This is a genomic window from Flavobacterium aquariorum (assembly GCF_003254745.1).
In the GTDB taxonomy this organism is placed as follows: domain Bacteria; phylum Bacteroidota; class Bacteroidia; order Flavobacteriales; family Flavobacteriaceae; genus Flavobacterium; species Flavobacterium aquariorum.
On the sequence record NZ_QKXH01000007.1, the window covers coordinates 168,829 to 183,581 of the forward strand.

General features: G+C 34.6%; 8 protein-coding genes. 4 read left to right on the plus strand and 4 right to left on the minus strand.

Annotated elements, in window-relative coordinates; all coding sequences use genetic code 11:
• Positions 1-28: 28 nt before the first annotated feature.
• Positions 29-2,476: a bifunctional aspartate kinase/homoserine dehydrogenase I gene (gene thrA, locus DOS84_RS12275; RefSeq protein ID WP_111410418.1), complete on the minus strand. Its 2,448-nt coding sequence runs from the start codon at positions 2,474-2,476 to the stop codon at positions 29-31.
• Positions 2,477-3,139: 663 nt separating this feature from the next.
• On the opposite strand from thrA, the gene hutH reads away from it, so the two are divergent.
• From hutH to DOS84_RS12290, 3 genes are read left to right on the plus strand one after another with little or no spacing between them, the layout of a single operon-like run.
• Positions 3,140-4,654: a histidine ammonia-lyase gene (gene hutH, locus DOS84_RS12280; RefSeq protein WP_111410503.1), complete on the plus strand. Its 1,515-nt coding sequence runs from the start codon at positions 3,140-3,142 to the stop codon at positions 4,652-4,654.
• A 49-nt stretch (positions 4,655-4,703) separates the two neighbouring features.
• Positions 4,704-5,348 carry a DUF47 domain-containing protein gene (locus tag DOS84_RS12285; RefSeq protein WP_111410419.1) on the plus strand — a complete coding sequence of 215 codons (645 nt, stop codon included), beginning with the start codon at positions 4,704-4,706 and terminating at the stop codon, positions 5,346-5,348.
• 29 nt (positions 5,349-5,377) lie between these two features.
• Positions 5,378-6,727, plus strand: coding sequence for an inorganic phosphate transporter (locus tag DOS84_RS12290; protein WP_111410420.1), 1,350 nt, complete (start codon positions 5,378-5,380; stop codon positions 6,725-6,727).
• A gap of 309 nt (positions 6,728-7,036) precedes the next feature.
• Here DOS84_RS12290 and DOS84_RS12295 read toward each other — a convergent pair whose 3' ends face one another.
• The 3 genes from DOS84_RS12295 to DOS84_RS12305 all read right to left on the minus strand — a co-directional run bounded on the left by DOS84_RS12295 (position 7,037) and on the right by DOS84_RS12305 (position 11,846).
• Positions 7,037-7,552 carry a DUF421 domain-containing protein gene (locus tag DOS84_RS12295; RefSeq protein WP_111410421.1) on the minus strand — a complete coding sequence of 172 codons (516 nt, stop codon included), beginning with the start codon at positions 7,550-7,552 and terminating at the stop codon, positions 7,037-7,039.
• Positions 7,553-7,768: 216 nt separating this feature from the next.
• On the minus strand, positions 7,769-9,139 hold the full coding sequence (rimK, locus tag DOS84_RS12300) for a 30S ribosomal protein S6--L-glutamate ligase (protein ID WP_111410422.1): 1,371 nt from the start codon (positions 9,137-9,139) through the stop codon (positions 7,769-7,771).
• 139 nt (positions 9,140-9,278) lie between these two features.
• A complete protein-coding gene (locus DOS84_RS12305) occupies positions 9,279-11,846 on the minus strand; it encodes an ATP-dependent Clp protease ATP-binding subunit (protein WP_111410423.1) in 2,568 nt (855 codons plus the stop codon).
• A 260-nt stretch (positions 11,847-12,106) separates the two neighbouring features.
• Here DOS84_RS12305 and gyrA point away from each other — a divergent pair, with 260 nt between their 5' ends.
• Positions 12,107-14,728, plus strand: coding sequence for a DNA gyrase subunit A (gene gyrA, locus DOS84_RS12310; protein ID WP_111410424.1), 2,622 nt, complete (start codon positions 12,107-12,109; stop codon positions 14,726-14,728).
• Positions 14,729-14,753 lie beyond the last annotated feature (25 nt).

The following is a 14,753-nucleotide window of genomic DNA, read 5'->3' on the forward strand; positions in this document are numbered from 1 at the left end:
TAGAGACTTAGAAACTCAGTAACTTTTTTTAAACATTTCCTATTCTAATAACATCGGCAAAAATTCCGGAGGCTGTAACCGCAGCTCCCGCGCCAGCACCTTTTATCAACAATGGCTGATCAACGTAGCGATCTGTATAGAATAAAACGATATTGTCTTTTCCTTCCAAATTGTAAAACGGATGATCTTTTGGGATGAATTGCAAACCTACACTCGCTTTCCCGTTTTCAAATTGGGCTACAAATTTCAGTCGGCTTTCTTTTTCATTAGCTTCCGCCAAAATAGATTCAAAGTGTTTTGCATGTTCTTTTAATGAAGCGAAAAAAGCATCATTATTGGTAGTTCCCATACATTCTTTTGGAAGAAAAGATTTGTTTTCAATATCTTTAATTTCCATTTGGTAACCGCTTTCACGGATCAAAATAAGTATCTTTCTGGCTACGTCAATTCCGCTTAAATCAATCTTTGGATCTGGCTCTGTAAAACCTTGGACTCCAGCTTCTTTAACCACGTCATGAAAAGTGTTGTTTTTATCGAAATTGTTAAAAATAAAGTTCAAACTACCTGACAAAACGGCTTGAATTTTATGTACTTTATCACCAGATGCGATAAGGTTTTTTACAGTGTCGATGATTGGTAACCCAGCTCCGACATTCGTTTCAAAAAGAAAGGGCGCATTAAATTTACGAGACAAACTTTTTAGGTTTTTGTAATTGTCATAGGCAGATGAACAAGCAATTTTATTGCAAGTTACTACGGCAACATTTTGTTTTAAATACTGCTCATAAGTTTTAGATACTTCTTCATTCGCAGTAATGTCTACAAAAATACTGTTGCGTAAATTTAGTGCTTTTACTTTTGCTATAAATTCTGCCTTGTTAGCAGTCTCACCTTTTTCTAAGAGAGATTGCCATTCTTTTAGCGGCATTCCATCTTCGTCGAAATACATTTTTCTGGAGTTGGAAACCGCAATGACTCTCAGGTTTATTTTTAAATTTTCTTTTAGAAATTTCTTTTGCTGATGAATTTGTTCGATGAATTTCTCACCCACATTTCCAACGCCCATTACGAATAAGTTTAATTGCTTGGTGTTTTCTTCAAAGAAGTTTTCGTGTAAAGTGTTTAGTGCTTTTTTAACGTCTCTTTCATTGATTACTACTGAGATGTTTCTTTCGGAAGCACCTTGAGCAATGGCACGAATATTAACGTTGTTTTTGCCTAAAGTACTAAACATTCTGCCACTCAAACCTTGGTGGTTTTTCATGTTTTCACCTACCAAAGCGATAATGCAGAGGTTTTTTTCAACAATACAAGGATCGATTTTGTTTTGAACAATTTCTATTTGAAACGCTTTGTTGATGGCAATTTCAGCAGTTTCGGCATCCGAATTTAAAATACCGATACAGATAGAGTGCTCCGATGAAGCTTGAGTAATAAAAATTACGTTAATGCTTTCATTTGATAGCACTTCGAATAAACGTTTAGACGAACCTGCAACACCAATCATTCCAGAACCTTCCAGCGTAATCAAAGTAATGTTGTCAATATGGCTAATCCCTTTTACAGGATTGGCATGTGATTCAGGATTGTTGGAAATCAAAGTCCCTTCGGCTTGTGGCTCGAAAGTATTCTTAATTAAAATTGGAATATTTTTTCTTAAAACAGGCTGGATTGTAGGCGGGTACAGAACTTTGGCGCCAAAATGAGACAATTCCATGGCTTCCTGATAAGAGATCGTGGCAATAGGCTGTGCTTGTTTTACAATCTTAGGATTGGCAGTAAACATTCCGTTCACATCTGTCCAGATTTCCAAGTCTGATGCATTTAATGCTCCTGCTATGATTGCTGCTGTATAATCTGAACCGCCACGGCCTAAAGTTGTGATAATACCGTCTTCAGAAGTGGCAATAAAACCAGGCATTACAACCACTTGATTGTCATTTGATGCAAAAAAATCGGCAATTAGTTTATTTGAAAGTTCAAAGTTAACGGCTGCTTTTCCAAAATGATTGTTGGTTTTAATCAATTCTCGGCTGTCTTTATAGCTGCTATTTTTTAGTTTTTGTTTTAAAGCTTCAGCAATGATATAAGACGATAGTAATTCGCCAAAACTTAGGATAGTATCCAAAGTTCTTGAAGATAATTCACCTAATAGAAAGCATCCATCAAGTAATGTTTCGAGATGGTTGATAATTCTTTTAATATGACTCAGTAAACCGCTTTGTTCGCTAACAGGAATCAGTTGTTTAAGTGCTTCTAAATGTTTTTTCTCGATTTCGGTAATAATATCTTTAAAGCTTTCGTCATTTGCTGCCGCTTTGGATGCAGCCAATTGCAATAAATCGGTTACTTTACTTAGCGCGGATACAACGACAACAAGCTTTTCGTCTTGTGCTTTATTAATGACTATATCTAAAACTAGTTTTATATTTTCTGCATTGGCTACCGAAGTACCACCAAATTTTAATACTCTCATAATAAGGTTGTATTTGTTTTAATGTAATTTAGTATCGCTATTTATTTGATTATCAGTATTGAAATTATAACGATTTTTATATTGTATCTTGTTGTTTTAAATTGCAAAAGGCTTCTATACACCCATGACTTTCTTTCTTTAAGAAAAAAGTACAGCAACTGGATTATATGTAAAATGTATACCCCTAAGGGGTAGTAGTTGTAGTAGATGTAGTTGTAACAGCAAGTGCAACCCAGATTTGAGTTGTTATCGAAGGATGATATGTGCTGTTAAAATTTTTCATTTTTGATTTTCCAAAAGTACAGTTTTTCATCAAAAAATAAAGCTTTGTGGGTTATTTTTGCGAATAGTTTAATATTTAAATTTAATATGGATTCAAATTTAATATTGCGTAATTTATTTCTTTGTTTATTGAGATTATCTTTATTTTAATTTGTGTTATTACCTAGTTTTAATACTAATTCATAGTCGAAAAAGGATATATTTAACTTTAAAAAAGGCAATTGATGGAACTATTTTTTAAAAAGGGATAAGATTTAAAGTGAATATTGAAGTTGAAAAGCTATTGAAAACTTTATTTTGAATGGTTTTTTAAATTATTATCAAAAATCATTGCTTTTTAATATTGATTTATGGAATTTTGAACCCTTAAATTCAAACAAAATGGAGAATACACATTATATAAGTACCGAACTACTTTCTTTCGAAGTTTTACAGGAAATTATTTCTCATAATAAATTAATTGCTCTTTCTGAGAATGCAAAAACAAATATTCTAAAGTGTAGAAAATACTTGGATGCAAAAATGGCTTCTCATTCGGAACCTATTTACGGAATCAATACTGGTTTTGGATCACTTTGTAATGTGAAAATTTCAAATGAAAACCTTTCTAAGCTTCAAGAAAACCTTGTAAAGTCACATTCTTGTGGGACGGGGGAAGAAGTGCCAAACGATATTGTAAAATTGATGCTGTTGCTTAAAATTCAATCTTTAAGTTATGGACATTCTGGAGTACAATTGCAAACAGTGGAGCGGTTAGTTGACTTTTATAATAATGATATACTGCCTGTTATTTATACTCAGGGTTCACTTGGAGCTTCCGGAGATTTGGCTCCTTTGGCACATTTATCATTGCCTTTATTGGGCGAAGGAGAAGTTTGGTTCGAAGGTAAGAAAGTGAATTCGATTGAAGTTTTAAAACATTTTGGTTGGGAACCTATCGTATTAAAATCCAAAGAAGGTTTGGCATTATTGAACGGAACTCAATTCATGAGTGCTTATGGTGCTCATATCTTAATGAAAGCAAATAAGTTTTCATTTTTAGCCGATTTAATCGGAACAATTTCATTGGAAGGATTTGATGGTAGAGTTGAACCTTTTAATGAGTTGATACACTATATACGTCCTCATAACGGTCAAATTGCTACAGCCAAAAGAGTGAAGGAATTTTTGGATGGAAGTGAAATTATCGGGCAGCTTAAAACCCATGTCCAAGATCCATATTCTTTCCGTTGCATTCCACAAGTTCATGGCGCTTCAAAAGATGCTTTTGATTATGTGAAAAAAGTGTTCAAAACCGAGATTAATTCGGTAACTGATAATCCAAATATATTTATAGAAAGTGATCAGATTATCTCGGGTGGAAATTTCCATGGACAACCTTTGGCTTTGGCTTTAGATTTTATGGCGATTGCTTTGGCAGAACTAGGAAGTATTTCCGAACGCAGAACATATCAGTTGATTTCGGGATTGCGTAATCTTCCTGCGTTCTTGGTTGATAATCCAGGATTGAATTCAGGATTTATGATTCCGCAATATACAGCTGCAAGTATTGCAAGCCAAAACAAACAGTTGGCAACTCCTTCGAGCGTAGATAGTATAGTTTCAAGCAATGGTCAGGAAGATCATGTCAGTATGGGAGCGAATGGCGCTACCAAATGTTTACGCGTGATGGATAATTTGGAGCGTATTTTAGCCATTGAATTAATGAATGCTTCACAAGCGATAGAATACCGTAGACCTTTACATTCAAGTGATTTTATAGAAATGTTTTTAAAATCTTACAGAAGTGAAGTTCCTTTGGTAAAAGAAGACAGAATTCTTCATTATGATATAGAGAAAACAGTAAGTTTTCTAAATAGTTTTCAAATAGAAGAAGATTTGTTAACATTAGCTTAACATTGGCTTTAAATAATGAAGTAATTTTGCACTACTAAAACATAAACAAATGTCATTAAATAGTATTTTTCAATTTCTAGTTCCAAAAGACAAAAAGTTCTTTCCTCTTTTCGAAGAAGCATCAAGTAATTTAATCGAATTGGCTTCAATTTTGCACGAAGCGGTAAATCTTCCTTTGAAAGAAAGAGAAGTTCTTTTTATCAAAATTGATGAACTAGAGCAAAAAGGAGAAGACATTACTCGTCAAACCAATTTAGAATTGAGCAAAAATTTTATTACTCCTTTTGACAGGGAAGATATTCACTCTCTAATCACTTCAATTGATTATGTAGCCGATTATCTTCATGGTGCCGCTTCAAGAATGCGTTTATATCAGGTGGATAAAATCACGAAATCAATTCGTAAAATGACAGAAATCAATCTAGAGGCCTGTCAAAATATTGATGTTGCAGTAAAAGAGTTGAAAAACTTGAGCAATATGAAAACGATTACCAACGCTTGTGCTAAAATTAATAAGTTGGAAAACAAGTCGGATATGGTTTATAACAAAGCCGTTTTTGAAATTTTCGAAAATGAAACCGATGCCAAAAATATCATTAAATATAAAGAAGTATTGTCAGTTTTAGAATCAGCAACTGATAAATGTAAGAGTGTTGCTAGTGTTTTAGAATCTATTACGGTAAAACATTCTTAATTTAATTCTATTCATTTGAAGATATTGATATGACTTTACTCATAATTATTATAGTTCTAGCATTAATTTTTGATTACATTAATGGTTTTCATGATGCTGCCAATGCTATTGCTACTGTTGTTGCAACCAAGGTTTTATCACCGTTTCAGGCGGTACTTTGGGCAGCTTTTTTTAACTTTTTGGCTTACTGGGTTTTTGGCTTGGGTGTTGCAAATACCGTTGCAAAAACGGCTGATTCAAGTCAAATTGATTTAGTAGTTATCCTTGCAGGTGTTGTAGCGGCAATTATTTGGAATTTAATTACTTGGTGGCAAGGAATTCCTTCCAGTTCTTCACATACTTTGATTGGCGGTTTTGCTGGTGCTGCGGTTGCGCATGCAATTACAATGCATGGTTTTTCAGATTATATTTTAATTGAAGATGGAGTACAGCACACTAGACATTGGTATGATATTGTAAGTTGGTACAAAGCTGGAAAAGATGGAGGTATGCCTTCAGGGGTAGTGATTATTATTGCATTTATAGTTCTTGCCCCTTTGTTAGGAGCCTTTATGTCGTATTTGATTTCTATTTGGTTGTTAAATGCTTCCAGAAAAAGTATCATACCTAAGCTATTTACAATTGCATTAATGATATTGTCAGTTTGGTTTGTTTATAGCCAAATGGTTCCATTCGAAAAAATCGAAAAGCCTCGTTTTGAATCTTCTGTTTTTTGGAGTGTCGTATTTGAATCACACAATATTAAGTGGTTTTTGGTAGCATTTATAATACTATCGATGTCAACATTTGCTTTAGTATTTAGTAGTTTAAATTTACACAAAGCGGATGCGGTTTTGAAAAAAATGCAATTATTGTCTTCAGCGGCTTTTAGTTTAGGTCACGGTGGAAATGATTCACAAAAAGTAATGGGAATTATTGCTGCAGCTGTGGCGGTTTATATCAAAACTAGTGGTGTCGATATTATGAATCTTCCAGATTGGTTGCAAGTAGTTCTTCCAGATGACGATAAAGGTATAAAAGGAGTAATGCCTGAATGGATTCCTTTAGCTTGTTATACTGCTATTGCTGTTGGAACATTAAGTGGTGGTTGGAAAATTGTGAAAACAATGGGTTCTAAAATTACCAAAGTAACTTCTTTTGAAGGAGTAGCTGCAGAAACTGCAGGAGCTTTGACACTTTATTTCACAGAACATTTTAAAGTGCCGGTAAGTACAACACATACTATTACAGGATCTATTATTGGAGTTGGATTAACAAAACGTATTTCAGCTGTTCGTTGGGGTGTAACGGTGAGTTTACTTTGGGCTTGGGTACTAACGATTCCTGTTTCAGCATTACTGGCTGCGCTAGTATATTGGTTTCTAAATATATTTTTGTAAAATAATTATCATACTATAAAAAAACCATTCGCATTCCGAATGGTTTTTTTATGTCTTAAAATTTGCGTTTTTTATTTTTGGAGCAGAGACCTGTTCGGTAATAATCAACAGTTCTCCAGCTGTTCACTGTATTCCCGATTAATAAAAACTACGGCAAAAAAGCCTTGTTTTTCTATATCGGGAGATGCCGTTTCCATCTGGGCTAAATGACAAGTTTAGAACTATTATGAGCTTTTCAAAAAATGAAATTCTATGTTAACAGTTGTGATTTTAGAAGAAAATAAATTTTAGAAGATTTTATGATAGAGTTTAATTGCCTTGAATTAAATTTTTACGATTCTTTCTGCGTTTGTAATGAGTTTGCTTTAGAGTATTTTCACCTGTAATTATGCTTATGTTTCCATCAATTTCAAGCATGGCGAGTTTTACATCCTTGAAATTTTCTACACCATGTTCTCTCATGGCTTCTTTCAATTCATCCGAAGTTATGTCTAGCTTACTCAAGTTTTTGAAATCTAAAGTTCCACTATGAATTAAGATTTCGGGTTTTTCAAGCATTAATTCCTCAAATTTTTTATAACGATACATTAATTTCTTTAAGATGAAATTAATCGCAAAAAGTACTGTTGCTGCTGCTAAACCTCCCCAAAGTGTTGTGTTGTTTCCTACCATCGCATTTTGCACGGAATTGCTTATCAGTAAAATTAAAATTACATCGGCGGTATTGAGCTGGGATAGTTCTTTTTTGCCAAAAACCCGCAGCGCTATAACCATGAAAAAATACACAGTTGCACTGCGAATGACGATGTCTAGGTAAGGGTTCATAGTTTGGATTTTGGGTTTCAGATTTCAGATTTCAGATTTCAGATTTCAGATTTCAGATTTCAGATTTCAGATTTCAGATTTCAGATTTCAGATTTCAGATTAAGAATGTTAAGCATCATATTGTGTTTAGATTAAATTTTTTATAGTCTTTTCTGTTTTCTGCCGTCTACTTTCTGCCATCTATACTCTTTGCTCTTTATTCTATTCTCTAAAAATCTATTTTATTTTGAAATTCTTTTCAATAGCTTTAATCATCTCTCCAGCAATATCTTTGTTGGTGGCACCTTCAATTCCTTCGAGTCCTGGAGAAGAGTTTACTTCAAGCAATAAAGGTCCTTTTGCGGAGCGGATAATATCAACACCTGCAACTTTTAAATCCATTGCTTTAGCGGCTTTTATGGCAATCTTTTTTTCTTCTGCCGTAACTTTAATTACCGATGCTGTTCCGCCCAAATGGATATTAGCTCTGAATTCGCCAGGCATCGCTTCTCTTTGGATTGCAGCAACAACCTTCCCGTCAATTACAAAACACCGAATATCTTTTCCGTTAGCTTCTTTGATAAATTCTTGAACTAATATATTCGCATTAAGGCTTTTGAATGCGTTAATTACACTTTCTGCAGCTTTTTTGGTTTCTGCCAATACAACGCCTTTTCCCTGAGTACCTTCAAGTAATTTCACGATAAGTGGCGACCCTCCAACCATTTTGATTAAATTATCTGTATCCAGTGGAGAATTGGCAAATCCTGTTGTTGGAATGTCAACACCATGATTAAGTAATAATTGCAAGGAATATAATTTGTCTCTCGATTGTGTGATAGCAGTTGACGAGTTTAAACAATAGACTTTTAATGCTTCAAACTGTCGAGTTAAGGCGCAACCGTAAAAAGTAATACTTGGTCGAATTCGGGGAATGATTGCGTCAAATTGGTTTAATATTTTTCCGCCTCGGTAATGAATTTCTGGTGTTTTAGCGTCCAGTTTCATATAACATTCCTTAATATTCAAAAAATGCATTTCGTGACCGCGCATTTCTCCAGCTTCCATAATTCTTTTGTTGCTGTACAATTCAGGATTACTGGCCAAAAGTCCTATTCTTAAACCTGAGCTGGCTTTTTCTGAATTTTTATATAATTCAACGAGACTTTCAGTGGTAGGTTGTCCTAAAAGATATTTTTGTTCCGGGTCAACCAGTATTCTTCCGCTCATGGCTTCGCGTCCCAAAAGCATGCGAAAACCCATCGAGTCACGATTTGTAAGGGTCATTTCAATTGGCCATTTCGAATCACCAATGGCAATTTGAGTTTGAATAACATATCGGTGCTCCCTAAAGCCACTGGAACTTTTTACAATTCTTTTGTCAACCATTGGTGCTTCACAATGAATAACAGTTTTTGTATTGTTCTGTATTGGATTTATGTCAAACTTTACCCAATTAGCATCATTTTTTATAAATGGAGCAATATTGATAGCATGCAAAGCAGATGTCTTTGCGCCAGAATCGACACGGGCTTTAATTGTAGGGATTCCTAATTCCGGAAAAGAGCACCATTCTTCACTACCCAGTATGACTTTATTTTGAAACATAAATTAATTTTGTTGGTCTTTTTTATAACTACCAAATGTAGATATTTGTTTTTAAAAAAATACGATAATATCCTATAAAAAACAAACCCGTTATGTTATTAAAACGTAACGGGTTTGTTATGTAGTATTTTATAATAAATTATTGATTAGTAGGTTCTTCAGCTTGATTAGTAGGTTCCTCGGCTTTGTGAATATTTACAGTTAATTCTTGTGAGCCATCTGCAATATCCATAAAGATTTCATCACCGGTTGCAATTTTTGATGTGATAATTTCTTCAGCCAACGTATCTTCAACATACTTCTGAATCGCTCTTTTTAATGGTCTTGCACCAAATTGTTTATCAAAACCTTTATCCGCTATAAATGCTTTGGCTTTGTCAGATAATTTTAATTGATAACCTAGTTCTTTGATGCGGTCATATAGTTTTTGTAACTCGATGTCAATGATCAAATTGATGTCTTCTTTTTCTAAAGTATTAAATACAATTACATCATCTATTCTGTTCAAAAATTCTGGAGCAAAGGTTTTCTTTAAAGCATTCTCAATTACGCTTTTAGAATTATCATCGGCTTGTGCAATTTTAGCAGCAGTGCCAAACCCAACTCCTTGCCCGAAATCTTTCAATTGACGGGCTCCAACATTAGACGTCATAATGATAATTGTATTTTTGAAATCAATTTTTCGGCCTAAACTGTCGGTTAAAAATCCATCATCAAGTACTTGAAGCATCATGTTGAAAACATCAGGATGTGCTTTTTCAATTTCATCAAGCAATACAACACAATATGGTTTTCTGCGTACTTTTTCAGTTAATTGACCACCTTCTTCATATCCTACATATCCAGGAGGCGCTCCAACCAATCTCGAAATTGCAAATTTCTCCATGTATTCACTCATGTCTATACGAACCAACGCATCTTCTGAATCGAAGAGTTCTTTTGCAAGGACTTTTGCTAATTGTGTTTTTCCAACACCAGTTTGGCCTAAGAAAATAAAAGAACCAATCGGTTTGTTTGGGTCTTTCAATCCAGCGCGATTTCTTTGAATCGAACGAGCGATTTTTAAAACTGCCTCGTTTTGTCCAATTACTTTATTTTGAATAAGCTCAGGAAGTTTAGCTAGTTTGTTGCTTTCAGTTTGTGCAATACGATTTACCGGAATTCCGGTCATCATTGATACAACGTCGGCAACATTATCTTCTGTAACTAATATTCTATTGGTTTTAGAATCTTCTTCCCATTGCTCTTGTGCTATGGCTAAATCTTTTTCTATCTTTTTCTCGTCATCACGAAGTTTAGCTGCCTCTTCATATTTTTGTTTCTTAACAACCAAGTTTTTCAATTCACGAACTTCTTCCAATTGTCGTTCCAAATCCAGTATTTGTTTTGGAACATCAATATTAGTGATGTGAACTCTTGATCCAGCTTCGTCCAATGCATCAATGGCTTTGTCTGGTAAAAATCGTTCAGACATATAACGATTTGTTAATTTAACACAAGCCTCAATTGCTCCAGGCGTGTAAATCACATTATGATGATCTTCATATTTATTTTTAATGTTGTTCAAAATGGCAATCGTTTCTTCAACAGAAGTTGGTTCTACGATTACTTTTTGAAATCGTCTTTCTAATGCACCATCTTTTTCTATGTATTGACGGTATTCGTCTAATGTGGTTGCGCCTATACATTGAATTTCACCTCTTGATAAGGCAGGTTTGAACATATTGGATGCGTCGAGTGAGCCTGTAGCTCCGCCAGCACCAACAATTGTATGAATCTCATCGATGAAAAGAATGATGTCATCATTTTTTTCCAATTCATTCATTACTGCTTTCATTCTTTCTTCAAACTGTCCTCTATATTTAGTTCCGGCAACTAGGCTTGCCAAATCTAGAGTTACAACACGTTTGTTGAATAATATACGTGAAACTTTCTTTTGAATGATTCGCAGGGCAAGACCTTCGGCAATAGCAGATTTACCAACCCCTGGTTCACCTATTAGCAAAGGGTTGTTTTTTTTGCGGCGGCTCAAAATTTGAGAAACACGTTCTATTTCTTTTTCGCGTCCTACAACGGGATCTAATTTCCCCTCTTCTGCCATTTCAGTTAAATCTCTTCCAAAGTTGTCAAGTACAGGAGTTTTAGATTTTTTATTTGATTTATTGGCAGGATTATTAAAATTACCTTCCTTGAGGCTGTCATCTTGTCCTGAATCGTCATTGTAGGATTCGTTTTTTGGCAAGTTTTCTAAAAAATCGTCTTCGTTTGGAGTCATGTTGATGTATTGTTCTTTAGCTACGTCATAATCTATTTTAAGTTTATTCAATAGCTTGGTTGTAGGATCATTTTCGTTTCTCAAAATGCACAACAGTAAGTGTGCAGTGCTGATTGATGAACTTTGGAAAACTTTTGCTTCTAAAAAAGTAGTTTTCAAAGCGCGTTCTGCTTGACGTGTCAGATGTAAATTTTTCTTTTCTACACTAACATCAATGCTAGGGCTGGCGGGGCTTAGGATTTCAACCTTTCTTCTTAAATGGTCAAGATCAACAGACAGGTTGTTAAGGATGTGAATTGCTTTACCATTTCCATCCCTTAGAATGCCAAGCATCAAATGTTCAGTACCTATAAAGTCATGTCCAAGGCGTAAAGCCTCTTCTTTGCTATAAGTAATAACGTCTTTTACTCTAGGTGAAAAATTATCATCCATATTATTAGGTGTTGTTATTGTAAATTTAGTAAATAAGATTATCAAAAGCAAAAATCATACCTTTAAATACTCTTACTGCTAAGTGACAAAAAAAATGATGAACATATAGTTAAAGCCTACTTAATTTATTAACTAAATGCCAATGAAAATTTGTTAATAAATCGAATAAATTTCTGTCTGTTTATGAGTGAAAACATATTGAGAAAGGTTATATTAGCGGGATTTTTTAAAACAAAATAATTTTAATTTAAGTATATATTATGTCTGAAGGAGAAAAGTTAATTCCTATTAACATTGAAGATGAAATGAAAACAGCTTACATCGATTATTCGATGTCAGTAATTGTATCAAGGGCGCTTCCTGATGTTAGAGATGGCTTGAAACCAGTACATCGAAGAGTACTATTTGGAATGCATGATTTGGGTGTTAATTCAAGATCTGCCCATAAAAAATCCGCAAGAATTGTCGGGGAAGTTCTTGGAAAGTATCACCCACATGGTGATACATCTGTTTATGATGCCATGGTTCGTATGGCGCAAGAATGGAGTATGCGTTATTTATTGATTGATGGCCAAGGTAACTTTGGATCTGTAGATGGCGATAGTCCTGCAGCAATGCGTTATACAGAGGCAAGAATGCGTAAGATTTCGGAAGAAATTCTAGCAGATATAGATAAAGAAACAGTTGATTTTAAACTGAATTTTGATGATACATTAGAAGAACCAACAGTTATGCCGACTCGTGTTCCTACACTATTGATAAATGGTGCGACAGGAATCGCTGTAGGTATGGCAACAAATATGCCTCCTCACAACTTAACTGAAGTGATCAATGGTACTTTGGCTTACATGGATAATAATGACATAGAAGTTGACGAGTTGATGACGCATATTAAAGCTCCGGATTTTCCTACAGGAGGTATAATATACGGTTATGAAGGAGTTCGTGAAGCTTTTAAAACAGGAAGAGGTCGAGTAGTAATGCGTGCCAAAGTAGGTTTTGAAGAAGTGGATGGCCGTGAATCTATTATTGTTACCGAAATTCCATACCAAGTTAATAAAGCAGATATGATTAAACGTACTGCAGACTTGGTTAATGAAAAGAAAATCGATGGTATAGCTAATATTCGTGATGAATCGGATAGAAACGGAATGCGTATCGTTTATATATTAAAGCGTGATGCTACGCCAAATGTGGTGTTGAACACGCTTTATAAGTTTACACAATTACAATCTTCTTTTAGTGTTAACAATATTGCAATTGTGAAAGGTCGTCCACAAATGTTAAATCTGAAGGATCTGATTCATTATTTTATTGAACACCGTCATGATGTGGTGACTCGCAGAACGCAATTTGAATTGAAGAAAGCTGAAGCCAGAGCTCATATATTGGAAGGTTTGATTATTGCTTCTGATAATATTGACGAGGTTATTGCGTTAATTAAAGCATCTAAAAGCACAGAAGAGGCAAGAGAAAAATTAATCGAAAGATTCAATTTGTCAGATATTCAATCTCGTGCTATTGTTGAAATGCGTTTACGTCAATTAACGGGTCTTGAACAAGATAAGTTAAGATCGGAATATGATGAAATCATGAAGTTAATAGAGCATTTAAAAGCTTTATTGGCAGATGTAAACCTAAGAATTGCGTTGATAAAAGAAGAACTAACAGAAATTCGTGATAAGTACGGGGATGAACGCCGTTCTCAAATTGAATATTCAGGTGGAGATGTAAGTATTGAAGATTTGATTGCAGATGAGAATGTGGTTATTACAATATCCCATGCGGGTTATATCAAACGTACTAACTTGTCCGAATATAAAACACAAAATAGAGGAGGAGTTGGTCAAAAAAGTGCCGGTACAAGAGATCAGGATTTCTTGGAACACATGTTTGTTGCAACGAACCATCAATATATGATGTTTTTTACACAAAAAGGAAAATGTTTCTGGATGCGCGTTTACGAAATTCCGGAAGGAAGTAAAACTGCTAAGGGTAGAGCTATTCAGAATTTGGTGAATATCGAAAGTGACGATAAAGTAAAAGCTTTTATTTGTACTCAAGATTTAAAAGACAAAGAGTATATCAATAGTCATAATCTTGTAATGGTGACCAAAAAAGGACAGGTTAAGAAGACTTCATTGGAGAAATATTCTAAGCCAAGGGTTAATGGTGTTGCTGCAATTACAATTAAAGAAGGTGATGAATTATTGGAAGCCAAATTAACTAATGGTGAAAGCCAAATCATTTTAGCAGTTAAATCGGGTAAATTGGTTCGTTTTGAAGAAACCAAAACACGTCCAATGGGAAGAACAGCTTCCGGGGTTCGTGGTATTACTCTAAAAGACGAAACTGACGAAGTGATTGGAATGGTAACTGTAAATGATATGAGCAGTGAAATTCTAGTAGTTGCTGAAAATGGTTATGGAAAACGTTCTAGTTTAGATGAATATAGAATCACAAATCGTGGAGGTAAAGGGGTTAAAACTCTTAATATTACTGAAAAAACGGGTAAATTGATTTCTATAAACGCTGTAACGGATGCAGATGACTTAATGATTATCAATAAATCTGGTTTGACCATACGAATGGCTGTTGAAGATCTTAGGGTTATGGGAAGAGCTACGCAAGGTGTAAAATTGATAAATATCAAGGGTAATGATTCAATTGCGGCTGTTACTAAAGTAATGAAAGATGATGCCGAAGAAGTAGTAGTAGATGAAGATGGGAATGTAATTGAAGCTGCGGCTATCGAAAGAGTAAAGCCTGTTTTGGAAGTGCTAGAAGATGATGGGACAACTGAAGAGGATGAGGAAGACGATGATGAAGAAATAGAAGATGATGACTCAGCAGACGAAGAAGATGCTGATGATGAGGCATAATTAAACAGTAATAGAATAAATAAAT

Coding starts and splice junctions, on each gene's coding strand:
- thrA (WP_111410418.1), bottom strand. CDS start 2,476: ATGAGAGTATTAAAATTTGGTGGTACTTCGGTAGCCAATGCAGAAAAT.
- hutH (WP_111410503.1), top strand. CDS start 3,140: ATGGAGAATACACATTATATAAGTACCGAACTACTTTCTTTCGAAGTT.
- DOS84_RS12285 (WP_111410419.1), top strand. CDS start 4,704: ATGTCATTAAATAGTATTTTTCAATTTCTAGTTCCAAAAGACAAAAAG.
- DOS84_RS12290 (WP_111410420.1), top strand. CDS start 5,378: ATGACTTTACTCATAATTATTATAGTTCTAGCATTAATTTTTGATTAC.
- DOS84_RS12295 (WP_111410421.1), bottom strand. CDS start 7,552: ATGAACCCTTACCTAGACATCGTCATTCGCAGTGCAACTGTGTATTTT.
- rimK (WP_111410422.1), bottom strand. CDS start 9,139: ATGTTTCAAAATAAAGTCATACTGGGTAGTGAAGAATGGTGCTCTTTT.
- DOS84_RS12305 (WP_111410423.1), bottom strand. CDS start 11,846: ATGGATGATAATTTTTCACCTAGAGTAAAAGACGTTATTACTTATAGC.
- gyrA (WP_111410424.1), top strand. CDS start 12,107: ATGTCTGAAGGAGAAAAGTTAATTCCTATTAACATTGAAGATGAAATG.